General features: G+C 34.4%; 17 protein-coding genes and 1 tRNA gene. 15 read left to right on the top strand and 3 right to left on the bottom strand.

The window, feature by feature from the left end; genetic code table 11:
- Positions 1-2,335, bottom strand: a 2,335-nt coding sequence (locus RTP52_RS11910; protein WP_312371634.1) for a cation-translocating P-type ATPase, incomplete at its 3' end; no start/stop codon positions are given.
- Between the two features lie 185 nt (positions 2,336-2,520).
- On the opposite strand from RTP52_RS11910, the gene RTP52_RS11905 reads away from it, so the two are divergent.
- The 10 genes from RTP52_RS11905 to RTP52_RS11860 all read left to right on the top strand — a co-directional run bounded on the left by RTP52_RS11905 (position 2,521) and on the right by RTP52_RS11860 (position 14,703).
- Complete coding sequence (locus tag RTP52_RS11905) at positions 2,521-3,963, top strand: MFS transporter (RefSeq protein ID WP_312103827.1); 1,443 nt, start codon at positions 2,521-2,523, stop codon at positions 3,961-3,963.
- Between the two features lie 155 nt (positions 3,964-4,118).
- The gene (locus tag RTP52_RS11900; protein ID WP_442913535.1) at positions 4,119-4,559 is read left to right on the top strand and encodes an NfeD family protein; all 441 of its coding nucleotides are present in this window, start codon (positions 4,119-4,121) and stop codon (positions 4,557-4,559) included.
- 1 nt (position 4,560) lies between these two features.
- Complete coding sequence (locus RTP52_RS11895) at positions 4,561-5,490, top strand: SPFH domain-containing protein (RefSeq protein ID WP_312103831.1); 930 nt, start codon at positions 4,561-4,563, stop codon at positions 5,488-5,490.
- 39 nt (positions 5,491-5,529) lie between these two features.
- Entirely contained in the window at positions 5,530-6,252 is a 723-nt protein-coding gene (locus RTP52_RS11890; RefSeq protein ID WP_312103834.1) for a LytR/AlgR family response regulator transcription factor, read from the top strand.
- Entirely contained in the window at positions 6,245-7,006 is a 762-nt protein-coding gene (locus RTP52_RS11885) for a sensor histidine kinase (RefSeq protein WP_312103836.1), read from the top strand. Before RTP52_RS11890 ends, RTP52_RS11885 begins: the two co-directional genes overlap by 8 nt.
- 621 nt (positions 7,007-7,627) lie before the next feature.
- On the top strand, positions 7,628-8,518 hold the full coding sequence (locus RTP52_RS11880; RefSeq protein WP_312371536.1) for a sulfide/dihydroorotate dehydrogenase-like FAD/NAD-binding protein: 891 nt from the start codon (positions 7,628-7,630) through the stop codon (positions 8,516-8,518).
- Positions 8,519-8,530: 12 nt separating this feature from the next.
- The gene (gene gltA / locus RTP52_RS11875) at positions 8,531-9,910 is read left to right on the top strand and encodes an NADPH-dependent glutamate synthase (protein WP_312103841.1); all 1,380 of its coding nucleotides are present in this window, start codon (positions 8,531-8,533) and stop codon (positions 9,908-9,910) included.
- Positions 9,911-10,832: 922 nt separating this feature from the next.
- Complete coding sequence (locus RTP52_RS11870) at positions 10,833-12,491, top strand: putative bifunctional diguanylate cyclase/phosphodiesterase (RefSeq protein ID WP_312103844.1); 1,659 nt, start codon at positions 10,833-10,835, stop codon at positions 12,489-12,491.
- Between the two features lie 41 nt (positions 12,492-12,532).
- Entirely contained in the window at positions 12,533-13,330 is a 798-nt protein-coding gene (locus RTP52_RS11865; protein WP_312103847.1) for a hypothetical protein, read from the top strand.
- A 452-nt stretch (positions 13,331-13,782) separates the two neighbouring features.
- The gene (locus RTP52_RS11860) at positions 13,783-14,703 is read left to right on the top strand and encodes a DUF5688 family protein (protein ID WP_312371533.1); all 921 of its coding nucleotides are present in this window, start codon (positions 13,783-13,785) and stop codon (positions 14,701-14,703) included.
- 226 nt (positions 14,704-14,929) lie between these two features.
- Here the strand turns inward: RTP52_RS11860 and RTP52_RS11855 are convergent, their stop codons facing one another.
- Both RTP52_RS11855 and RTP52_RS11850 read right to left on the bottom strand, forming a co-directional pair.
- Entirely contained in the window at positions 14,930-15,676 is a 747-nt protein-coding gene (locus RTP52_RS11855) for a hypothetical protein (RefSeq protein ID WP_312103852.1), read from the bottom strand.
- Positions 15,677-16,206: 530 nt separating this feature from the next.
- Positions 16,207-16,279, bottom strand: a tRNA-Arg gene (locus tag RTP52_RS11850).
- Between the two features lie 606 nt (positions 16,280-16,885).
- Between RTP52_RS11850 and rluF the strand changes: the two genes are divergently transcribed.
- The 5 genes from rluF (at position 16,886) to RTP52_RS11825 (ending at position 23,947) form a co-directional block, all read left to right on the top strand.
- Complete coding sequence (gene rluF, locus RTP52_RS11845) at positions 16,886-18,451, top strand: 23S rRNA pseudouridine(2604) synthase RluF (RefSeq protein ID WP_312371532.1); 1,566 nt, start codon at positions 16,886-16,888, stop codon at positions 18,449-18,451.
- Between the two features lie 26 nt (positions 18,452-18,477).
- Positions 18,478-20,439, top strand: coding sequence for an NAD-dependent DNA ligase LigA (gene ligA / locus RTP52_RS11840; RefSeq protein WP_312371531.1), 1,962 nt, complete (start codon positions 18,478-18,480; stop codon positions 20,437-20,439).
- Between the two features lie 31 nt (positions 20,440-20,470).
- The gene (gene metA / locus RTP52_RS11835) at positions 20,471-21,376 is read left to right on the top strand and encodes a homoserine O-acetyltransferase MetA (protein WP_312371530.1); all 906 of its coding nucleotides are present in this window, start codon (positions 20,471-20,473) and stop codon (positions 21,374-21,376) included.
- 568 nt (positions 21,377-21,944) lie between these two features.
- A complete protein-coding gene (gene dcm, locus RTP52_RS11830; RefSeq protein WP_312371529.1) occupies positions 21,945-22,955 on the top strand; it encodes a DNA (cytosine-5-)-methyltransferase in 1,011 nt (336 codons plus the stop codon).
- Positions 22,956-23,269: 314 nt separating this feature from the next.
- On the top strand, positions 23,270-23,947 hold the full coding sequence (locus RTP52_RS11825; protein WP_312371527.1) for an HNH endonuclease: 678 nt from the start codon (positions 23,270-23,272) through the stop codon (positions 23,945-23,947).
- Positions 23,948-24,692 lie beyond the last annotated feature (745 nt).

The raw sequence follows: 24,692 nt of genomic DNA, 5'->3' as shown, positions 1-24,692 counted from the left end.
CTTCAAAGATGATCTTAAAGATAAGACCATCGCTAAACATTCCCTTCTTTGGAGAGATAGGAGGTTTGCTCATAATATCATCCGGTGCCGGTTCTACACCAAGTGAGATTGCAGGTAGCGAGTCAGTAACAAGGTTTACCCAAAGTAACTGAACTGCTAGCAATGGTGCTGGGAGCCCAAATAAAATTGCAATAAATATGGTGATTATTTCACCTATATTACTGGATAGTAAGAAGTGTATGGATTTACGAATGTTATCATAAATTCCGCGTCCCTCTTTTACCGCAGCAACTATGGTTGCAAAGTTATCATCCGCTAAAATCATATCTGCAGCATTTTTGGCAACATCTGTCCCACCTTTTCCCATAGCACATCCGATATCAGCAGCCTTTAGTGCGGGTGCATCATTTACACCATCACCCGTCATCGCTACAACTTCACCACGCTTTTGCAGTGCTTTTACAATACGTACTTTGTGGGCGGGGGAGACACGTGCGAATACTTTATACTGATAGATATTTTCTTCCAATTCTTTATCTGACATATGACTTAATTGTTCCCCAGTGATAGCACAAGCTTTGAAATATTCTCCATGATTTTTATTTCCATAGAGTTTGCTCTGTTTGGGTTTTACACTTTCAGCTTCTGCTTCCGAGATTATTCCAAGTGCTTTCGCAATTGCACAAGCTGTTAGGATATGATCTCCCGTAATCATAACAGGAGTGATTCCAGCGGATTTACACATGGAAACAGCTCCCTTTACCTCTTCTCTTGGAGGATCAATCATACCAAGTAGTCCAAATAAGGTTAAATCTTGTTCTAAGGAAGTATCCGTCATCTGGTTTGGATTGCGGTCAACATACTTATAAGCGACAGCGATAACACGAAGAGCATTTTCTGCCATTAATAGATTGCTTCGGTCAAATTTTACTTTATGTGTCTGAGAAAAATTTTCTACACCACCATTATGAAATACCTTGTTACAACGCATTAATAAGACATCATAAGCACCTTTTGTAATAATGAGATAACGTCCATCTGCTTCTTGGTGAACTGTTGTCATTAATTTTCTTGCAGAATCAAAAGGAACTTCCCTGATTCTTGGATGCTTCTTATCAAGAGCTTTCTTATCATAACCATTTCTTATTGCTGCAACTAACAAAGCTTTTTCCGTAGGTTCACCAATAATTTCTGAGGAATTTCCGGAAGGATAAGCATCGTTACATAAAGCAGCATATTCAAGTAGCTGCTTCCCAAACTCTTTGTTTTCTGATTCCATTCCGTTCATTGAGGCTATATGAGTTACCGTCATAACATTTTGAGTCAGAGTTCCTGTTTTATCAGAGCAGATAAAGGTTGCACTACCAAGTGTTTCTACAGCAGGTAATTTTCTGATAATCGCATTCTTCTTAGCCATCCTCTGAACACCAAGAGAAAGCATAATTGTTACTATTGCTGGAAGACCTTCTGGAATTGCGGCGACCGCTAGACTTACGCTAGTCATAAACATATCAAATAGTTCACGACCTTGTAAGGTACCAAGTAAAAAAATAACAATACAAATACCAAGAGCTGCAATTCCAAGCGCTTTCCCAGTCCTTTCAAGACGTTTTTGAAGTGGTGTCTCTGGAGTCTCATCTTCCATTATCATTCGTGCAATTGTACCAACTTCGGTACCCATGCCAATTGCAGTAACAACCGCAATCCCACGACCAAAGGTGATGATACCAGTTGCAGGTACTAGATTCTTTCGGTCGCCTAGCATTGTATTTTCTTTTAGAATTGTATTGGCATCTTTTTCAACTGGATGTGATTCTCCGGTAAGAGCAGATTCATCGACGCGAAGATTAATACTAGTAATAAGGCGTGCATCTGCTGGTATGTAATGTCCTGTTTCTAAGTAAATAATGTCGCCCGGTACAAGCTCTGTGGAGGGAAGTGTGATTCGTTTACTATCGCGTAACACTTCTGCGGTAGGTGCTGACATTTTCTTAAGTGCTTCGAGTGATTTTTCTGCCTTTTCTTCTTGTATAACTCCCAGTATTGCATTTAAAAAAATTATGGCAAAAATAATGATGGGGTCTATGTAATCTGCATGACCCTTTAACAGGGAGATAAAAAAGGATACGACAGCCGCAGCGATTAAAACTATAATCATAAAATCCTTAAATTGCGAAAGGAAGCGGGTGAGAATGCTTTTTCCCTTTTTTGCCTCCAGCTGATTTTTGCCGTATTCCTGTTGCCGTTTTTGTGCCTCTTTTGTGGAAAGCCCGGTCGAAGCATTTACTTTGAGAGCTTTTAAGGTATCTTGTATGGATATTGTATGGAATAGCATTGCATTCACTCCAAATCCTCTTCAAAAAAATATATGAGTAAATTGGGAAATTATGAGATGTATGTTCCATAGAAATATTGGTTAGTATAAAAAGTGAGGAAGAATTTGACAAGTTATTGCAAAGTATGTTACCATTGGATGAATATTGCGACCGTAATTTAATAAATTCTAGTTGTGAGGGCTATATGTTATTTAATACGAAAAAATTAGATCCACGTTATAATAATTCAAGTGCGTTTCAGATTGCATTGTTTTCACTAAATACAGCAGCTGCAACCCTATACTTAGCTTTAATGGAATATACCGCATATTTTGTGAATGGTATTATAGGATTTTCAGTTGTATTAACATCAGTTATATTAACAGGACTTAGAGTATTTGATGGATTGATTGATCCATTTATCGGTTATATCGTAGACAAAACGGAAGGAAAATACGGAAAATTTAGACCTTTTATGGTGTTTGGGAATGCTTTGATGGCGATTAGTTCTTTGTTGTTATACTATTGTTCTTACACAATGCCTAAAATTATCAGGTTACCGATCTTTGTCTTAATTTACATTATATTTGTTATTGGTTACACATTTCAGATGCTGGTAGCGAAAGCAGGCCAGACGGTAATGACGAACAATCCGAAGATGAGACCTTTATCCACCTATTTTGATTCTCTTTTTATTACGTCAAGCTATGGCGGTACTGCCCTCTATGCGCAATCCTTTCTTACGAAGAAGTATGGCGGGTTTCAAAATCCTAAGTTATATCAAGAATTAACGCTTTGGATTGTACTAATCGGTGGAATTTGCACGATTTGTGCAGTTTTTGGAATATGGAGTAAAGATAGAAAAGAATACTATGGAAGATCTGATCAAGTCACAGATCTTAAAGTGAAAGACTATTTAAGCATCTTGAAACATAATAAGCCAATCAGAATGTTAGTAACGGCTGCGTCAGTGAATAAATTCACCTCTATGGTCTATAGTAATATAACAGTTGGTGTTATAATTTTTGGAATCATGATGAAAAACTATGAACTGTCAGGCCAGATTGGCTTAGTGACCGCTATACCGAATTTGATCGTTGTGTCTATTGGTGTTATGGTGGCTCAGCGCTTAGGACAAAAGAAGGCCTTTGAGTCTTTTACATGGCTAGCAATTGGGTTTCAAATCCTTATGACATTCCTATTACTGTTTGGTAATTTAACTCAAATTGGCTTAACAAAATGGAATATGATCTCAATTTTATTTTTTGGAACCTTTATCTTCCTAAATGGTTGTAAGGCGGTAAGCAATAATATTGTCACTCCGATGATAGCAGACTGCTCTGATTATGAAGTGTATCGTAGTGGTAACTATGTTCCTGGTATCATGGGAGCACTATTTTCGTTAATTGACCAAGTTGTATCTGCTTTTGGGACTGCCTTTGTAGGCCTTGTAGTTGCTATGATTGGATTTCGAAATTCTTTACCACAGATAGAAGATAAGTTAACGGGCTCGCTAAAAATGGTGGCGATTTTATGCTATTGTATTATTCCAATCGGGGGATGGTTAGTTTCTTTACTTTCTATGAAATATTATAGTCTAGATAAAGAGAAGATGCGTGAGATTAATTTAAAAAATAGTAATTTGTGATAACCTCATTGCTATGTGGTAAATTATTCGATTTTTATAATTCAAGCTGAAAATAACCTAATTCACGCAAATCTATTGATTCCTTTCTTTGCATAGTATATTCTGTAAGTAACAAAGAGGAAAGGAATATGCAATTGCATATAGGGGTGAAATTTATGGTATCTTTATGTTGGCTTATCGTTCTAGCCTTACTGCTTGCCATAGAAATTGCGACCCTTGGACTAACTACCGTTTGGTTTGCTGGTGGTGCTCTTATAGGTTTTATTGCGTCTTTGCTCGGTGTGGACTTCTGGATTCAGATGATTCTATTTATACTGGTATCTTTACTGCTTCTGTTTTTTACAAGACCAGTTGCAGTTAAGCATCTGAATAAAAGCCGAGTGAAAACTAATTATGAGGGACTCATTGGTAAAGTTGTTAAAATAACAGAACGGGTAGACAATGATAGTCAAACAGGGGAAGCATTGGTTAATGGCCAAGAATGGACCGTTCGTTCTGAAACAGATGGTATTATCTATGAACCAGGAACGAAGGTAAGAATTGTTAATATTGTTGGTGTAAAACTAATTGTAACAGAATATAGGGAGGAGAATTAGTATGCAGATTTATCTTTTAATAGGGTTAGGGATTATTATTTTATTAGTATTAGCATCTTGTGTAAAAATCGTACCTCAAGCATATGCATATGTAGTAGAACGTCTTGGTGGATATCAAGGAACATGGAGTGTTGGTGTACACTTAAAAGTTCCACTAGTTGATAAAATTGCAAGAAAAGTTGTTTTAAAAGAACAGGTTGTTGACTTTGCACCACAGCCAGTTATTACAAAAGATAACGTAACAATGAGAATAGATACCGTAGTATTTTATCAGATTACAGATCCAAAGTTATATGCTTATGGTGTTGAAAATCCAATTATGGCAATTGAAAACTTAACAGCAACAACACTTCGTAACATCATAGGTGATTTGGAATTAGATGAGACACTAACCTCTCGTGAAATTATTAATACGAAGATGAGAGTTTCTCTTGATACAGCAACTGACCCTTGGGGTATTAAAGTAAATCGCGTTGAGTTAAAGAACATCATTCCTCCAGCTGCAATACAGGATGCAATGGAGAAACAGATGAAAGCAGAGCGTGAACGCCGTGAAGCTATCTTAATTGCAGAAGGTCAGAAAAAGTCTGCAATCCTTGTAGCAGAAGGAAAGAAAGAATCTGCAATTTTAGAGGCTCAGGCTGACAAAGAATCTCAAATTTTACGTGCGGAAGCTAAGAAAGAAGCTACTATTAAAGAAGCAGAAGGTCAAGCGGAAGCTATCTTATCAATTCAAAAAGCTAATGCAGAAGGTATTCGCATGTTAAATGATTCAGATCCAGGGAAGGGTGTTATTCAGTTAAAGAGTTTAGAAGCTTTTGCAAAAGCTGCAGATGGTAAGGCTACAAAGATTATTATCCCATCCGAAATTCAAGGATTGGCAGGACTTGTTAAGAGTCTTACTGAGGTTGGTGCGAAAGACGAACTGTAAAATAATTTCTAATTAAGAATTGTAACAAAGGAGCATGTTATGACCAGTGTGCTAATCTTAGAGGATTGTAAGCAAAATGCAGAGGCGTTGGGAGCAATCATAAAAGAGAGTAAGCTGGGCTTACATGCTCTTTTTGCATACAATTACAATGAGGCAATTAATATTCTAAAAAGTGAAGTTAAAATATCATTATTTCTTTTGGATATCAATCTAGATTCCTTTGAGAAAGAGAATAAACAGGGACTTTTATTTGCTAAAAAAATTCGAGAGATACCGTCCTATGCATTTACGCCTATTGTTTTTATTACATCAATAGCGGAGCTAGAATTATTATCTTACCGTGAGACTCAGTGTTATTCGTACTTGGTTAAACCATACGAAAAAAATCAGGTACTAGGACTTTTATCAAAATTAGCGATGAAAGAAACTCCAATGAAAAGAGAGCAATTAACAGTGAAAAAGGCTGGAGTTAATTACCGAATTCACATTGAAGATATCATCTGTGTTGAGGCGATCCCTAGAGGAGTGAGTCTTTACTTAAAAGAGGAGACATTAGATGTAAAGTATTTAACGATAAAACAACTGTTAGAGAAGCTTCCAAGTGAGCAGTTTCTTCAATGTCATCGTATGTTTGTTGTAAACACCGATTACATTGATTATGTGGATACTGTAAATCAAATGATAAGGCTGAATGGCATTCATAAAACAATAGAAATAGGGATTACCTATAAAAGTAATATGAGGAGATGGATGAATGAATAATATTACTATATTTAAATCAGTGGCCATTCTATTGATTGTGTTGATTGTTCTTTTAGCTATATTTCTATTATGGAAGCAAAAGTTTATGGTTTATCAAAAACAGGAAGAGGAACTACGGTTGTATAAACTATACGTGAAACCTTTGGAGGAATTTATTAAAGAAATACGAGCAAGGCAGCATGAGTTTGATAATCATTTAAATGCCCTCCTAAGTATGCATCTAACCATTGATAATTATGAGGAGCTTGTCAAATCACAGTCAGAGTATATTAGGGAGCTTATATCCTTACCAGAACATAATTATCAAGGTTTATTAAAAATCAGTAATAAAGTGTTAGCTGGGTTTTTGTATAGTAAAATAATAGCTTCCCCCTCGAATGTCTCAGTTGAATTGATTGTGGGGAGTAAAGATATTTTTACGAATGTACCGGAGATGGATGCAGTAGAAGTACTTGGAACTCTGATTGATAATGCTTTTGAAGCTTGTGGTAAAGAAGAAGGAAACGTAAAAATTTATCTAACCTCCGAGGATGACCGCCTAATTTTTATCATTAAGAACCGTCATGAAAAGATACCGATCAATGAACTATCCAGATTTTTTGAGCGAGGCTACTCTACAAAAAATACGAAGAAGAATCAAGGATTTGGTTTATATAATGCAAATCGCATTATGAAACATTGGGGCGGGGATATCTATGTGGAGAATGAAATAATTCTTGGAGAAAATTATGTTAGTTTCCATGTTGAGTTCTAGGAACTATGATGTAAAAATGAATAAAGGAACGATTAGGTGATGTAAATAGTTTATGAATAAAAAGGTAATGTATAAAACGGCTAGTTGCTAAAATATAATAAGTAAAATTTAATAAAAGAATGAATTAATAATAAAAACATTTAAAAAGTAATACGTTTAAAAAGGTACAATGCGATCATTGTACCTTTACTTTTTTAGAATGAGGATATTGCTCTGCAAATACCTATCGATGAATCATGACAAGGAAAAGTTTTGTGAAGCATGCTTTTTCTTGTTTGAATGTTAAGTAATTAACAATAATAGGTAATTTTTAGTAATATATATTATTAGAAGTGTATAGATATACATTTAAAACACGAATAAAGACACTGAAATTAAGAAATAATTCGAAATTAGGTTTAGGAAAAGATGAGCAGAGTAGCACAAATATGCTATTATATAAAACTTATAATTAATACTAGATTTTTTTAATTCGATGGTCTATAATAACAAATGATATCAAATAAATTGTTATATATTTAACATGAATTTCTGAACTGTTTCTTGCGTAAGGTTGGAAATTCATGTAGAATAACTATAAAATCCAAGCAAACGGATGAAAAAAATATTAGGAGAGATGGTATGTACAAGATTACTAAAAAAGTGCTTCTGGCTTCCAACATCTATTTAATGGATGTAGAAGCTCCACGTGTTGCTAAGGGCTGCTATCCAGGTCAATTTGTTATTGTTAAGATGGATGAAAAGGGAGAGAGAATTCCACTAACCATTTGCGACTATGATAGAGAAGAAGGAACAGTTTCCATCGTATTTCAGGCAGTGGGTCCATCCACTCAGATGATGGCTAATTACGAGGTTGGTGAATATTTTAGAGATTTTACAGGTCCACTTGGTTGCAAGTCAGAATTAATTGACGAACCAATTGAGGAGTTAAAAGAAAAGAAGATTCTCTTTGTTGCCGGTGGTGTAGGTACTGCTCCTGTTTATCCGCAGATAAAGTGGATGAAGAGTATTGGATGTAATGTGGATTGCATTATTGGTGCACGTAGCAAGGATTTCATCATCTTAGAAGAAGAGATGAAGGAAGTTGCAGCAAATGTATATGTAGCAACAGACGATGGCTCCTATGGGTTTAAGGGAAATGTAAATGATATGATAAAAGAGTTAGTGCAAAATCAAGGAAAATCATACGATCTTATCATTGCGATTGGCCCAATCATCATGATGAAATTCGTTTGCTTATTAACGAAAGAATTAGGAATTAAGACTATAGTTAGTATGAATCCGATTATGGTAGATGGTACCGGTATGTGTGGTGCATGCCGAATTACAGTTGGTGTTCAGGTAAAGTTTGCTTGTGTTGACGGTCCTGAGTTTGACGGTCACTTAGTTGACTTTGACGAAGCTATGAAGAGATCGCAGATGTATAAGACAAAGGAAGGAAGAAAAGAACTTCGTGAAAAAGAAGGCGATACTCATCATGGTGGATGTGGATACTGCGGCAGCGAGGAATAGGGGGAAAATCACATGGACGTATTAAAAAGAGTACCGGTAAGAGAACAAGAACCAAGTGTCAGAGCGAAAAACTTTGAGGAGGTTTGTCTTGGATATAATAAAGAAGAGGCTATGCTTGAGGCAACCAGATGTTTAAAATGTAAGAATCCAAAGTGTGTTTTAGGATGTCCAGTTAGCATTGATATTCCTGGCTTTATTAAAGAGGTGGAAGCTGGTAACATTGAAGAGGCTTATCGTGTAATCAGTACCTATTCTGCATTACCTGCAGTTTGTGGCCGTGTTTGTCCTCAGGAATCTCAGTGTGAAGCCAAATGTATTCGTGGCATCAAAGGAGATCCAGTATCCATTGGTAAATTAGAGCGTTTTGTTGCAGATTGGGCAAGAGAAAACGGAATTAAACCGGAACTTCCAAAGGAGAAGAAGGGAAAGAAAGTAGCAGTCATTGGTTCTGGTCCTGCTGGTTTAACTTGTGCCGGAGATCTTGCAAAGCTTGGTTATGATGTAACTATATTTGAAGCACTTCATGAGCCAGGTGGTGTATTAGTATATGGTATTCCAGAGTTCCGTTTACCAAAATCGACTGTAGTAGCGACAGAAGTTGAGAATGTAAGAGCTCTTGGCGTTAAAATAGAAACAAACGTAGTTATCGGAAAATCAACTACAATTGATGAATTATTCAATGAAGAAGACTTCGATGCAGTATTCATTGGTTCCGGTGCTGGTCTACCAAAATTCATGGGTATTCCTGGTGAGAATGCAAACGGTGTATTTTCAGCAAATGAATACTTAACAAGAAGCAATTTAATGAAAGCATTTGATGAATCTTATGATACACCAATCGTTTCTAGTAAAAAGGTAGCAGTCGTTGGTGGCGGTAATGTTGCGATGGACGCTGCAAGAACTGCATTACGTCTTGGAGCTGAGGTTCACATTGTTTATCGCCGTAGTGAAGAAGAACTTCCAGCAAGAGTAGAAGAAGTACATCACGCAAAAGAAGAAGGAATTATATTTGATTTATTAACAAATCCAACAGAAATTCTTGTAGATGAGAATGGATGGGTAAAAGGAATGCGTTGTGTAAAGATGGAACTTGGCGAGCCAGATGCATCCGGAAGAAGAAAACCAGTAGAGGTACCAGATTCTGAATTCGTATTAGAGCTTGATACTGTTATTATGTCTTTAGGAACAAGTCCTAATCCACTCATTTCTTCTACGACCGAAGGTCTTAAGATTAATTCTCATAAATGTATTATTGCAGAAGAAACTGACGGTAAGACCACAAAAGAAGGTGTATATGCTGGTGGTGACGCTGTAACAGGAGCTGCAACTGTTATCCTTGCAATGGGAGCAGGTAAAGCAGCAGCAAAAGGAATTGATGAATTTTTATCATAATATATAGGATATGAATTATCATTTTATCTTGTGATAAATTATCATGACAGGGAAAAGTACGGTCGTACTTTTTCTTGTTTTAAAAACTGGGGAAGCCAAATTTCAAATGTGAAGCTATGCTTCATACGAAATATTTGGCTTCCCTTCTTTGTTCATGGCTAGGAAAAGTTTGCAAAACATACTATTTCTTGTTGGTTTAGATAAGTAAAAAATGATTATTATTTTCTCATAGACACAAGAATTTAAATTAAAATGAAAATTTATTAGAATCAATAAATATGTCAAGGTAATTGAATATTTCCTTTACTTTGAACATTTGAACAAAAAGAGCCATAATATTGGTTTTTCTTATACTTATTACGTAATATTTTGAGAAAATCTGTAATTTAATAATTGAAAGAATGTGGTAATTATGTTAGTATATATCTGATAAAGTAATTTTATGAAGGTACGGATTTTGAGGTAACACGAAAACATATTGTAGCACAATGGAAAACATATTGTAGCACAATGGAAAACATATTGTAGCACAATGGAAAATATATTGCAGCACAATGGAAAACATATTGTAGCACAATGGAAAACTATTGCAGCACAATGGAAAACATATTGTAGCACCATGGAAGGCATATTGTAGCACCATGGAGGACATATTGTAACACAATGAAGGGCATATTGTAACACAAATGGAAGAGATATTGTAACACAAATGGAAGAGATATTGTAACACGATGGAAGGCATATTGTAACTCAGTAAAATACATTATTGTAACACAATGTAGGCATATTGTAACACAATAAAATACATTATTGTAACACAATGGAGGCATATTGTGTAGAAAGGAATGCTCCGAAGAATAACAAGAAGTCTAATGCATATTTCTTGTATGAAATATAACACCAAGAGAGCATAAGAATAAGAATGGGAAAAAGCAGATTGCTTCAAATTGTATTATCAGCAATGAATACAACTTCTACAGATACCGAACTTATTTTAATGAATACAACTGCAGATACGGCCGTGAAACAGATAGAAACTGAGTCTGGACGGAATTTGTTATATATCTTACTTGTGACAATAGTTGTGTTTTCGATTTTGTTTCTTTTATTATTTGTGAATATAAGAAAGCGAACCAAGGCAGAGAAGGCTGCTATTAATGTAAATCAGAAACTAAAAGAAAGCAATAAAGAATTAGAGAAGGCATTATCAGAGGTCACTGCAACCAAAGATGCGTTACATAGCAAATATGAAGAACTAAAAAAGAGTAAAGAAATCGTGAAACGTATGGCGTATTCTGACTATTTGACATCGCTACCAAATCGGCTTGCATTTGTTGAATTATTGGATGGTATTATGGCTACGATACGTCAGAATGAAATCGTTGGAATCTTAGATATAGATATTGATAATTTTAAAGACATCAATGATACGTTAGGTCATTCCTATGGTGATGAGATGCTAATTGATGTGATGCATCGTTTAGAAGAACTCATTAAGGAAAATGATTATTTATCAAGAATTGGTGGAGATGAGTTTGCGATATTAATTCAAAATCTAACAGATTTATCGGAATTAGAAGAAAGAATTTTAGAAGTACAGCAAATCTTTGAAACACCGTTTCGAGTTGCAACAAGGGAATTTTTTATAACGGTTAGTATCGGTGTTGCGATTGCGCCAAAGGATGGTAAGACAACGCAAAGCCTTGTAAAGAATATGAATTCTGCAATGTACGAAGCAAAAGAGCGTGGAAAGAATACTTTCTGTTATTATGATGATTCTATTAATCTTAAGATGATGCAGAAGTTAGAGATGCAATCAGAACTTCGTAAGGCAATCGAAGAGAATCAATTTGTTGTATATTATCAACCTCAGATTAATTTGGCAAATGACCGTGTAGTGGGATTTGAAGCATTAGCACGTTGGCAGCATCCAGAGAAGGGAATAATTGCGCCAATTGATTTTATTCCACTTGCTGAAGATAATGGAATGATTGTAGCAATTGGTAAGAAGATGCTTTATGAGGCTTGCATGCAGCTACGAATGCTTCAAGAGAGTGGTTATCATGATATCGTGATTGCTGTGAATTTATCAGCAAGACAATTTAAAGATAAAGATTTTCTTCCAATGGTATATGAAATGCTCGAAGAGACCAAAGTAGACGCAAGAGGTTTGGAATTTGAAATTACAGAAACAGTTGCGTTAGATGATTTGGAATTCTCAATTGCTACGATATCAAAACTTAAGGAAATTGGTATTACATTCGCATTAGATGATTTTGGGACAGGATACTCTTCTTTAAATTACCTAAAGCGATTACCAGTGAATAATTTAAAAATTGACAAAAGCTTTTTAGATACAATATTAGAGAATAATTCTGATCAGAAAATCGTCCATACGATGATTGATCTAGCAAAACATTTAAATATTGATGTGATTGCTGAAGGCGTAGAGTTATCAGAACAAGAAAAATTCTTAAAAGAAATTAATTGTGGAAAGGCGCAAGGATACTATTACGGTAAGCCTGTACCAAAAGAAGCAGCATTCGAGATACTAAAGAGATTAAATAGCGAAAATTCGTAGGAAACAGGCAGAATGTCTTTCCTTAGATTTGGAGGAAGCATATGAATTATCGTTTGGGGAATAGGATTAGCAAGAGTATTGTTTGTATCCTTGGAATTTTATATGTAGCATTCTTAGCACTGGACTTCTTTGGAGGTCCAGTTATTGTATCATCTATTTTAAAATTTACATCAATTGTGTTATGCTTCGTTTTGACAGTGGTAAGAACCTTATGCTATCAAGCAATAGCAGATCGAATCTTATTAAATGTTGCCTTTGTATTTACAGTAATAGCAGATGTTTTTTTATTATTTACAACTGAATTTCAATATGGTGTCATTGCATTTTGTATCGTTCAACTAATTTATTTTTACCGTATGTTCAGCTTATCACGGTATTCACTTCGTATGGAAAATCGTGTTCATAGAAGAAGACAGGAAAAGGGCTTTTTAAATTTCTTAATTCACCTAGCGACAAGAGTATTTATAAGTGCTTTAATTATCGTTGTCTTACAATTCAATGGTTTTGTCTTAGATACTCTCTTATTGGTAAGCGTATTCTACATTGTGAACTTTGTCAGTAACCTCATCTTTTTAATTCATTTATATCCAAAGAAGCATTATATGAATGGGCAGATTCGCTATGATTTGTTTTTACTTGGGATGATACTCTTTTTCTTATGTGACATACAAGTAGGATTATATAATCTTTCTTTGTATCTTTCCAATGAATCAAAGGTTCTTGATGTTTTAGTACAAATATCTGGTATAGGAATGTGGGCTTGTTACCTGCCAGGTCAGGTAGCAATTAGTATGAGTGATGCGAAGTATAACAGAAGTACCAGAGGTTCATTTATTTAATTTGTTGAATTTTAATTCAAATTTTCTACAATCGCAATGGAAACTTGCGATTGTTTTTTTTAGCTCATTTTGGTACGATTAAACTACCATAGAAGTTATTTAACCACTTTTGGATTTCGTTTCTAAATTAAAGTAATATCTTAGATAAATTTCATTTCTTTCATACGAAATAATCAGAACAAATAAATTAAGATTATTTTGTTAATAAAGTCTAAAATTAAATTATCGTAAATTTCCCCCAAATATTCTATTCTGACCTTAATCCATGTACCAAAAAATTTGAAAGTTCATTTTGATTAATTATTAACTAAAGGTTTAAATTTCGAATTTCTTATTGTAATAAAATTATATTTTGTTTGAAATTCAAAAGTGGAAATACCTTATGGAATTCAAAGAAAGGAGAATATCAGCAATAAAAATGTTTGCTGATTGTGTTTTAGGTGTCTAAATTAATGTCCTATGAAAACTTCCTAAACTATATAAAGGAGGAAGTGAAAAAATGTCTAGGAGATGAATACGAAACTGATTTAAATCAGGTTCGAAAGAACAATGGTCTATTACTAGATGGTCTTATGATACGTTGTAGTAAGGATAAAATAATGCCAAGTATTTATTTAAATTCTTATTATGAGAATTATCAAAAGGGTCAATCTATAATTGACATAGTGGATGAGGTTATAAAAGCTTATGATGGAGCTAGGGAAGAGACTGGAAGGATTGCGATACCATCTCGAATGGAGTTTGAGGAAGTAAAATCAAGGATCATCAATCGGCTAGTAAATTATGAGAAAAACCAGTTTTTATTGCAAAGCATCCCACATTTTCGTTTTTTAGAATTTGCAGTTACATTTCATTGCTTAATCAGAAGGGATGAGGAAGGGATAGGTAGTGTTCGGATTACAGAAGAACATCGAAAGAACTGGGGAGTGTCCGTAGAAGAGTTACGAAGTGTGGCTATGGAAAATACGAAAAATAACTTTCCAGCAATCATACGACCTATGGAAGACATTGTTTATGATGCAATTAAGCATGAGTCATGGACTCCAAAAAAAGAAGTAGCAACCTTACCAACCAATTACAATTCTTCTATGTATGTTCTTACGAATAGTTGTGGAATTAATGGAGCTAGTTGCTTGCTATATCAAGGATTACTGGAACTATTTTATAATCAATTGGGATCTGATTTTTACCTTTTGCCTTCTAGTATTCATGAGCTAATCTTAGTACCAGTAGGAGAAGATAGGGATAGAGAACACCTAGAGGAAATGGTAAAAGAGATTAATCAGACTCAGGTTGCGATGGAAGAGATTCTTTCGGATACTGTTTACAACTATGAATCGATAAGGGATGAATTGTTGGAAATGGGTGATTGATATTATATCTTTGGTAAAGGTAAGGAAAGAAATAATTATGAAAGATCTAGACTAGAAAAGCGGGAACAAATAGTTATTCCTAAGATACACTTGGTGCATCCCTTTAGGAGTTAGATTTGTTCCCGCTTTTTCTATATTTTTATTCATAACGAAAGTTTAAGATGGCTTGGAATTATTTGGGACAAGTGAAATGTCTTGTCAGTTCATCTTGTTGTATCTAGGTAATTTATTGTGCAGGTGGTGCACCTGGTTCACCACTTGGAGTTTGTGCAGTTAGATTTTCATAAAATTCCCTTAAATCTTCATCTGAATCAATTGCTTTAACTAAGTTATCGTCAGCCTCTTTACTTAGTTTCTGAACGTCCTCGTCTAAGTTTGTTTTATCAATATAATCTTTCGTTTTCTGAGAAACATTGCCCAAAAAGATATGTGGTTTAGCATCCTGATAGGTGATATAGAACACATCAATACTTGGGGCTCCAGTTTGTATCTTTGTGATCATAATATCATAAGATACATAAACAATATAATCAATTTCTCCAGTTCCAGGCTTGCTATAACAATGAAAGTTTTTATAATCTGTAATATATTCGACTTTTTTTGAAATACGTTCAAAATCAAGTAGACTCGCATCGGTAACACAATCTTTTAAAATTTCAATTGAATCAGCATCTGTGCTAACTTTTGCTTTATAATATGTTTCTATTAATTTATTGATTTCCGGATAAGCATCTTTCTTAAGTGCATTCGGGTTCTCTGGTATTGGTGTATTTGTTGCAAATGCTGTAGGAGTGATTTCTTGTGAAGTATCGAGAGAATTGTCAGGATTATTAGAATCTAAATCTCGATCTCCCTCTTTTACAAAAGCTTGCAATGCAGAATCCGGCGTAACTTGAAATGAGATAGTGACCATTCCTATGCCAAAGATACCCATCGTAAATAATAACAACAATTTTTTATACTTTAATCTCATAGGGTTACTCCTTAAGTTCTTCTTTGAGATGGTATTGCTATGTTGATCAAGAGTATAGTATGAAATAAATTGTATATCACACTATATAATTATGACAGTACCGCATCTGTAAACAGATATGGTATGTAATGGGTGCTAGTACAAAAGTGAAAAGCACGAGCTTTAATTATAAGCACTATCGCATCAATAAGTAGATGTGGAATGCATCGGTCAGAATTAGTGCGAATGAAAAGTACGTTACACTTCTTATTCATGATAAGGAAAAGTTCGCGAAGCATGCTATTTCATGCTTGTCATGCAATGGGTATCCGTAAGTAAAATAAATTTCTAGTATGATATAAAGAATAAATCTTACTTATCATACCAAAAGATGTCCCAGAAATCAACTATTATCTCATATTTTGGTAACATTAGATTAATAATTTGTAACAAAGATGTAACAAAAATTTACATGAAGAAGGAAATATCAAAGAAGAAAAAGAGATTTTTTATAAAAAAAGAAAAGAAAGGCTAATTTTGAGTATAAAAAATGCACCTGATAGGATTCGAACCTACGACCTTCAGCTTCGGAAGCTGCTGCCCTATCCACTGAGCTACAGATGCAAGATATGCCTTAGAAAGGCTTATTAAATTAAATTGTGTTTATAGTACTTCAATATTATATCGACAAATGAAAGATTTGTAAAGTCAATTACAAATGATTTTCTATTTAACCTCATCAGGGAAGTGTACTTACCTGATGAGGATATGAGTAAGTAGCGTAAGCGGATTGCGAATATCCGCTTTGGTAATGTTAATGTACAATCGAAAATAGCTCACTGATAATTAGTATTATATTGTAAAATCAACAGATACAAGCAATGTTAGCCAGATTAATTCATAATAAGGAAAAGTTCGCGAAGTGTACTTTTTCTAATGTTATTACTTCAAAAATCACTGATATCATGTATTGGATTAAATTAGAAATGTAAGTTATTAACGCTATTTAATAGAAATAAGAAATGATTGGAATGATAAGAAAATAATGATATAATATTACAACTGGTGAGAAAATAGAATAAGGTTTAATTTCTTACAAGAATAAGCTTCTCGTTTATTTCATAGAAAAATAGGTTTAAAGTAGTATGCTAAAAGCTCCAAAAATTTTTTTAATGAACCCAAGATTTTAAAATCTTATGATATTCTCAGATAGAAAGGATAACAAGAAACATGGCGAAGGTTACAAAACGATTATTTGATACAGAAGAAACGGAAGAGAAAGCAGTCCGTATTAATAAATTTCTTAGTGATTCTGGAATTTGTTCTCGTAGAGATGCAGACACAAAAATTGCAAATGGTGAGGTTACCATTGATGGCGAAGTTGCTGTGATGGGAAGTAAAGTATTACCAGGACAGAAGGTTATGCTTGGTAAAAAAGAAGTAAGTAGAGAAGAAAAGATGGTTCTTATCGCATTTCATAAGCCAAAGGGCATCGTGTGTACGACGGAGAAAAGAGAACCAGATAATATTATAGACTATATTAAATACAGTCAACGTATTTATCCAATCGGAAGACTCGATAAAGATTCCGAAGGGCTTATCTTATTAACTAATAATGGTGATATCGTTAATAAAATCCTGCGTGCGGGTAATCATCACGAAAAAGAATATATTGTAACAGTGAATAAACCGATAACTGCTGCATTTTTAAAAGGAATGGCAGGAGGAGTACCAATCCTTGATACAGTAACGAAACCTTGTACATTAGAAGCAATTGATAAGGTTACGTTTAAAATTATCTTAACACAGGGATTGAATCGTCAGATTCGTCGTATGTGCGAATACTTTGATTATAAGGTTACTAGACTTGTCCGTTTACGAATTATGAATATTAATCTTGGAAGGCTAAATGTTGGTGGGTATCGTAACTTAACTGATAAAGAGCTTGAGGGATTAAAGGAACTAATTGAATTATCAACGAATGAAGCCTTAAATTTAGAACCGGATGATGAATTCCCAATTGAAAGGGTAAACGTGGGCAATATAGCAAAGTCTCACGGTAAGAAAGTATCCACTGGAAAGAGAATAACGAAAGACAAATACTTCGCAGAAAAAAAGGAAGATAAAAAGAGAAACGAAGCAACAAGAAATAAATCAGAGGTAAGTAAATACGTATCAAAGAATAAATCAGAGGGAAATAAGTTTGGTACAAAGAATAGCTCTAATGGAAATAAGTTTGGAGCAAAGAATATCTCTAATGGAAATAAGTTTGGAGCAAAGAATAGCTCTGAGGGAAATAAGTTTGGATCAAACAATAGCCCTGATGGAAATAAGTTTGGTGCAAAGAATAGCTCTGAGGGAAATAAGTTTGGAGCAAAGAATAGCTCTGAGGGAAATAAGTTTGGAGCAAAGAATAGCTCTGATGGAAATAAGTTTGGTACAAAGAATAGCTCAGATGGGAATAAGTTTGGAGCAAAGAATAGCTCTAATGGAAATAAGTTTGGTACAAAGAATAACTCAGAGGGAAATAAGTTTGGATCAAAGAACAGATTAGAGGGAAATAAGTTTGGTGCAAAGAATAGCTCTGATGGAAATAAGATTGGTACAAAGAATAGCTCAGAGGGAAATAAATTTGGCGTAAAGAATAGATCTGAGGACAATAGATTCGTTTCTAAGAACAAATCAGAGGATAATAAATTCGCATCAAGAAGCAAAACAGAGCAACCAAGGAGCTACTCAAAAGGAAATACGGGTGGTAATCGGTTTGCAGCTAAGAAATCAGATTCTAAAAGATAGAGAGAACGATAAAAAGGAGCAAGGCAATGCAGGTAAAAAAACAACGTATCACCCAATTAACCGAACTTCTCGATAAGGCAGCCAGAGTCTATGAGCAGGAAGACCGGGAAATCATGAGCAATTTTGAGTATGATAAATTGTATGATGAGTTAAAGAAGCTTGAAGAAGAAACTGGAATTGTCTTAGCGGGAAGTCCAACTAGAAATGTTGGTTATGAAATATTAAGTGAGTTACCAAAGGAGCGTCACGAGTCTGCGATGCTTTCTCTTGATAAGACAAAAGAAGTAACAGCTTTGATTGATTGGCTTGGTAATAAAGAAGGAGTACTTTCCTGGAAGATGGATGGTCTCACCATCGTTCTAACTTATCGCAATGGCGAATTAGTAAAAGCTGTAACAAGAGGAAATGGTGAAATTGGAGAGGTTGTAACAAACAATGCAAAGGTATTTAAAAATCTCCCACTAACAATTCCTTATGAGGGAGAACTAATTATCCGAGGAGAAGCAGTAATTCGTTATTCAGATTTTGAAAAGATTAATGCGCAAATTCCAGATGCAGATGCAAAATATAAGAACCCGAGAAATCTTTGCAGCGGTTCCGTGCGTCAATTAAATAATGAGATAACAGCAAAGCGAAATGTTAATTTCTTCGCATTTGCTCTTATTCGAATGGATGAGATGAATCGTTTTAAAACGATGATGGAGCAATTTAAGTGGTTAAAAGAACTAGGATTTGATGTGGTCGAAGAGAAGCTTGTAACCTCAGAAAATATGGCAGAAACGATGGAGTATTTTGAAAGCCATATTATGACGAATGATTTTCCATCAGATGGTTTAGTGCTATTTTATAATGATATTGCATATGGTGAATCACTTGGAAGAACTTCGAAGTTCCCAAGAAACGGAATAGCATTTAAATGGAGAGATGAAATCAAGGAAACTACCTTACAAGAAATTGAATGGAGTGCTTCAAGAACAGGATTGATTAATCCAGTCGCTATCTTTGAGTCAGTAGAATTAGAAGGAACAACAGTAAGCCGTGCAAGCCTTCATAATATCAGTATTATGGAGGGACTAGAGCTTGGATTAGGTGATAAGGTAACGGTTTATAAAGCGAATATGATTATACCGCAAATTGCAGATAACCTAACAAGAAGCGGGCATTTACCAATACCAAAGATCTGTCCGGTTTGTGGTGGTGATACGATGATAAAACAAGATAGTGATGTGAAGTCGTTGTACTGTATGAATCCAGAGTGCCTTGCAAAGAAGATCAAGTCATTTACCCATTTTGTAAGTCGTGATGCTATGAATATTGAAGGTTTGTCAGAGGCTACTATAGAAAAATTGATTGCAAAAGGGCTTATCAAGGAACTAGCAGACATTTTCCACGTGAAAGATTTTAAAGAGGAGATTACAACCATGGAGGGCTTTGGTGAAAAGTCATTCCGAAATCTTGTGGATTCTGTGGAGAAAGCGAGAACACCAATTTTAGCTAAGTTTATTTATAGCTTAGGCATAGCAAATGTCGGATTAGCAAATGCGAAACTCATCTGTAAAGAGTTTGGTTATGATTTTAATAAAGTATCAAATGCTACGGTTGATGAGCTTACTCAGATACCACAAATCGGTTATGTGATAGCAGAAGCATTTGTGTCTTATTTTCAAAAACCAGAAAATAAACTTATTATAGAAGATTTATTAAAGGAAATAACCTTTGAAAAAGAAGAAGTAGCGGAAGGACCTGAAAAATTAAAAGGGCTCACCTTTGTTATCACTGGATCTGTAGAACATTTTACAAATCGAAATGAGGTAAAGGATGTAATCGAACAGCACGGGGGAAAAGTGACTGGTTCTGTTACAGCGAAAACCAATTATCTGATTAACAACGATAATACTTCAAGCTCATCGAAAAATAAGAAAGCAAGAGAGCTTGGAATTCCTGTTATTACAGAAGAAGAATTCATACAATTACTAAACGAAGCATAATAGCTTAATATAAAAAGAGGAGGATATATCGATGCCAATTAAAGTTCAAAATGATTTACCCGCAAAGAAAATTCTAGAAGAAGAGAATATATTCATGATGGATGAAAAGCGAGCGATGCATCAGGATATACGTCCACTTAAAATAGCAATCTTAAATCTTATGCCATTAAAGGAAGATACCGAAGTTCAATTACTTCGCAGCTTAAGTAATACACCGCTTCAGGTTGATATCACGTTTTTAACCACCGATACTTATGTGGGAAAGAATACGGCTACGAGCCATCTTGAGCAGTTCTATCTGACTCATGACGATGTAAAAAACAGACGCTTTGACGGCTTAATCATTACTGGCGCTCCTGTGGAGCAGATGGAATTTGAAGAAGTTGCTTATTGGAGTGAGCTGAAAAAAATTATGGAATGGTCGAAATCGCATGTAACTTCGACACTTCATCTTTGCTGGGGAGCTCAAGCTGGACTTTATTATCATTATGGAATTAAGAAATATCCTCTTCCTGCTAAAATGTTTGGAATCTTTGAACATAAACTTTTAAATAGAAAAGAACCATTAGTGAGAGGATTTGATGATGTATTCTTAGCCCCTCACTCCCGACATACGGAAACATCGAGAGAAGAGATCTTACAAAACTCTGATCTTACGATTCTTGCAGAATCAGAGGAAGCCGGAGTACTTATTGTGATGGGGGGAGATGGAAAACATATTTTTGTTATGGGACACCCAGAGTATGATAGAATAACCTTAGATAATGAGTATAAGAGGGATGTAAATAAAGGATTGGAGATCCAGTTACCGAAGAATTATTATCCTAGTGATGACTCTATGAAAAGACCTAATCTTTCTTGGAGAGCACATGCTAATGCGTTGTATACGAATTGGTTGAATTATTATGTGTATCAGGTGACTCCGTATGAGCTGTGAATAAGTGTTGTGAGCCCAGTGTTTAATGAACTTGAAATGGCCTAGGTATGCTATTGATTATAGATATGTAGGTGTATTCAGGGACTGAAAATATTAAATTAAAGTGCTCCTTAATTTTTCAGTCGTGAAATTTGTGAGGATTATATAACATTTGGAAAAAGAAATATAATTGTATTATAAGTATTAGGTACTTTGATAGCTTCATAAGTGATATAAAGGATCTTTTAAATAAACGATATAAGCAGGGAGGCATCTCTGCTTTTTATATTATGGAATGAAAATAGTTATTGAGATTAAAAATCACTAGTATTAAATCCTGACTAAAATGATTGATTTGACAGTCTATTTGTGTTACTATAACAGAAAATATGTTCGATAGTGATATGGTTATATATATATTAATCTAGAAAGTTATTAATGATAAATGTTACGGACTGTGAAAGTAAAAATAAGTGACATATATTGCGAAATTAGTATTATTAAAATATCAACATAAATAAGAATGAAATGACACTTGAATGTGACATTTAAAACATTTTTAATCAGCATTAATAGAAGGAGTAAGGATATGTATAGATCTATAGATTTATTTGCAGGAATTGGCGGGATTAGAAAGGGATTTGAAAAAGCGTTTGGTAATGAAATTAAAACCGTATTTGTGAGTGAATGGGATGAAAATGCGAAAAAGACATATAAGGCCAATTATAAGCAAGATGAATTTGAGATTGCTGGTGATATCACACAGATTAAAGAAGAGGAAGTTCCGCCATTTGATATATGTTTGGCAGGTTTTCCTTGTCAAGCTTTCTCATTGGCAGGAAAAAGAATGGGATTTGATGATGACTATAAAGGGATGTGTAGGGGAACTTTATTCCAAGATGTAGTAAGAATATGCGATGGACACAAACCTAAAGTAATCTTTTGTGAAAACGTAAAAGGATTAACAATTCATGATAATGGAAGAACCTTTAAGGTAATAAAAAGGGCATTTGAACAAATTGGGTATATCGTGTATGATCAGGTACTAAATAGTAAGGATTTTGGAGTGCCTCAGAATAGAGAGCGCATTTATATTGTTGCTTTCAGAAATGACATAGATAGTAAAGATTTTCGTTTCCCTATAGGAACATGTTCTGATACATGTATTAGAGATATTATGGAAAGAGATGTTGTGAGTGTTAAGTATTATTTATCCACAGCGTATATGGATACATTAAGAAAACATAAGGAACGTCATAAGGCTAAAGGAAATGGCTTTGGTTACGAGATCAGAGATCTTTTTGGACAAGCAGGAGCTATAGTTTGTGGTGGTATGGGAAGAGAACGAAATCTTATTATTGACAATAGATTAATAGATTTCACACCTGTTACGCATATTAAAGGTGAGGTTAATAGAGAAGGAATACGGAAAATGACTCCAAGAGAATGGGCTAGATTACAAGGATTTCCTGATGAATATAAACTGATTTTGGCAGATACTCATTTATATAAACAGTTTGGAAATACGGTAACAGTTACAGTAATTGAAGCAATCGCAAAAGAGATTAGGAGGGTGTTAGAACATGATACTGGGAAATAGGTGGGGGATGTAATGAGATATGAAAATGGCTGGGGCTACATAATTTTATCGTCAACGTGAGATGCTTTAGTTTATTAATACAATAGAATTTTCATTGAGTATTATTTGCTTAGAAATGGCAACTACAGACATAAAGTTACCTTTTTGTATAAAGAAGATGATAAGATGCATATTATTTAAATTTACGAATTATATTGGTTTGTGATAATATTTTTAATAAATGGATTCTGGTTAATGATAACATAAAGTTATATGTAGTTACAGTAGAAAAAAGAGGCGCAAAAATATAACGCTGTAAGAAAGGGAATGATGAAATGCGTGAGCAGCAAGGCGCGAAGCCAAAACTGTTAAGGTACTTTAAGGAGAATATTGGGGAACAGATACACCGTGACATACTAAAGGAAGTTGTCAATAATGTTGGAGGTTGGGAAAGATCATTAAGAATGTTAAGAGATGATGGATATGAAATTAATTATGATAGTTCGACAAAGTGTTATTGTTTTCCATATCCTGAGCCAAAAAATGAACCCAAAGATAGAAGATATATAAGTAAGAAATTAAACGCTTTAGTTATAATTAGGGATAATAGTACTTGTCAGATGTGTGGTAAGAATGTGAAAGACGATCATATTCGTGTACATATAGACCATATAGTACCTTTATCCTGGGGTGGAAAGACAGAGCTGGATAATTTACAGGTGTTATGTAGTAACTGTAATGAAGGGAAAAAGAATTTTGTCGAAGGTGAAAATCCTGAATTAATGCAAAAGATTAGTATAGCATCTAATACAAAAGAAAGATTAAAATTATATTTTGAACACTATTCAAACAGACATATTGAAGTTGATAAACTTTCTGTTATTGCACGGACAAGGGAATGGACAAGACAATTACGATATTTACGGTCAGAGAATTCTATGGATATAGAGTATGTGCCTCGAAACAAGGCAAAAGGGGTATTGAAAGAGTCTTACATTTATAATAACAAGTAGCAAATCGTTGGAAATAAGAAATAAAGTACTTAAATTCGCTTATGTTTGATTTTAGGGTAAAAAATACATACTCAACTCTCCCAGCATTATATTCGATATCACCTTAAAGCCGCTGTATTTTATCCTCATGATCACTTACAGCGGCTTTTCTCATTAATTATTCACATTTAAAACCCCTGTTAATTCCAATATGATTCTTAATTACTCTACATTAATATTAATGAGGAGTTATTAAAATCACTTAAATTCAAGCTCCGAATCAAAACCTACTAACTTCAATACGAACTAAAATACGAACTAAATACTATTATTTTTACTGATAAAATAAACAGTTTATAACGGTAGCTCCTACGATTTTATCTTTGCTTGCTCCACCAGAAGAGATACAGCCAGTAAATATATGTTTTTCAGAAACTGGCGCTGTTGGCAAATAGAAATTTACGTTATTTTTGGTACCAGTACAATTTACTAGTGTAATATAACCAGTATTGTTATTTTGGTCAAAACCTCTAGAACGATTTCCTGTGGAAGTACAATTTTCAAGATAATGATTATCCGCTGAGTAATTTCCACCTACTTTAATCCATTTCCATTACCATCCCCTACTCAGTTATAGGATGCTTCACAGTCATATACCTTGACTGCGTTTTTTTGCATCATAAAAGTTAAATCCATCGTCGGAATTATTTAATGCTTTACAGGAAGTAAAAACATTTCTAGGTCCGATACTAATTTCGCTGCAAAC

The sequence above is a fragment of the Lachnoclostridium sp. genome (genome assembly GCF_031997925.1).
GTDB lineage: Bacteria > Bacillota > Clostridia > Lachnospirales > Lachnospiraceae > Lachnoclostridium.
This window is presented reverse-complemented; position numbering and strand designations above follow the sequence as displayed.

Bases quoted from the DNA above. Each gene is read 5' to 3' on its own strand.
- RTP52_RS11860 (WP_312371533.1), top strand. From the start codon at position 13,783: ATGTCCTATGAAAACTTCCTAAACTATATAAAGGAGGAAGTGAAAAAA.
- RTP52_RS11865 (WP_312103847.1), top strand. From the start codon at position 12,533: ATGAATTATCGTTTGGGGAATAGGATTAGCAAGAGTATTGTTTGTATC.
- RTP52_RS11870 (WP_312103844.1), top strand. From the start codon at position 10,833: ATGGGAAAAAGCAGATTGCTTCAAATTGTATTATCAGCAATGAATACA.
- ligA (WP_312371531.1), top strand. From the start codon at position 18,478: ATGCAGGTAAAAAAACAACGTATCACCCAATTAACCGAACTTCTCGAT.
- RTP52_RS11905 (WP_312103827.1), top strand. From the start codon at position 2,521: ATGTTATTTAATACGAAAAAATTAGATCCACGTTATAATAATTCAAGT.
- RTP52_RS11880 (WP_312371536.1), top strand. From the start codon at position 7,628: ATGTACAAGATTACTAAAAAAGTGCTTCTGGCTTCCAACATCTATTTA.
- RTP52_RS11890 (WP_312103834.1), top strand. From the start codon at position 5,530: ATGACCAGTGTGCTAATCTTAGAGGATTGTAAGCAAAATGCAGAGGCG.
- RTP52_RS11895 (WP_312103831.1), top strand. From the start codon at position 4,561: ATGCAGATTTATCTTTTAATAGGGTTAGGGATTATTATTTTATTAGTA.
- rluF (WP_312371532.1), top strand. From the start codon at position 16,886: ATGGCGAAGGTTACAAAACGATTATTTGATACAGAAGAAACGGAAGAG.
- gltA (WP_312103841.1), top strand. From the start codon at position 8,531: ATGGACGTATTAAAAAGAGTACCGGTAAGAGAACAAGAACCAAGTGTC.
- RTP52_RS11825 (WP_312371527.1), top strand. From the start codon at position 23,270: ATGCGTGAGCAGCAAGGCGCGAAGCCAAAACTGTTAAGGTACTTTAAG.
- metA (WP_312371530.1), top strand. From the start codon at position 20,471: ATGCCAATTAAAGTTCAAAATGATTTACCCGCAAAGAAAATTCTAGAA.
- RTP52_RS11855 (WP_312103852.1), bottom strand. From the start codon at position 15,676: ATGAGATTAAAGTATAAAAAATTGTTGTTATTATTTACGATGGGTATC.
- dcm (WP_312371529.1), top strand. From the start codon at position 21,945: ATGTATAGATCTATAGATTTATTTGCAGGAATTGGCGGGATTAGAAAG.
- RTP52_RS11885 (WP_312103836.1), top strand. From the start codon at position 6,245: ATGAATAATATTACTATATTTAAATCAGTGGCCATTCTATTGATTGTG.
- RTP52_RS11900 (WP_442913535.1), top strand. From the start codon at position 4,119: ATGGTATCTTTATGTTGGCTTATCGTTCTAGCCTTACTGCTTGCCATA.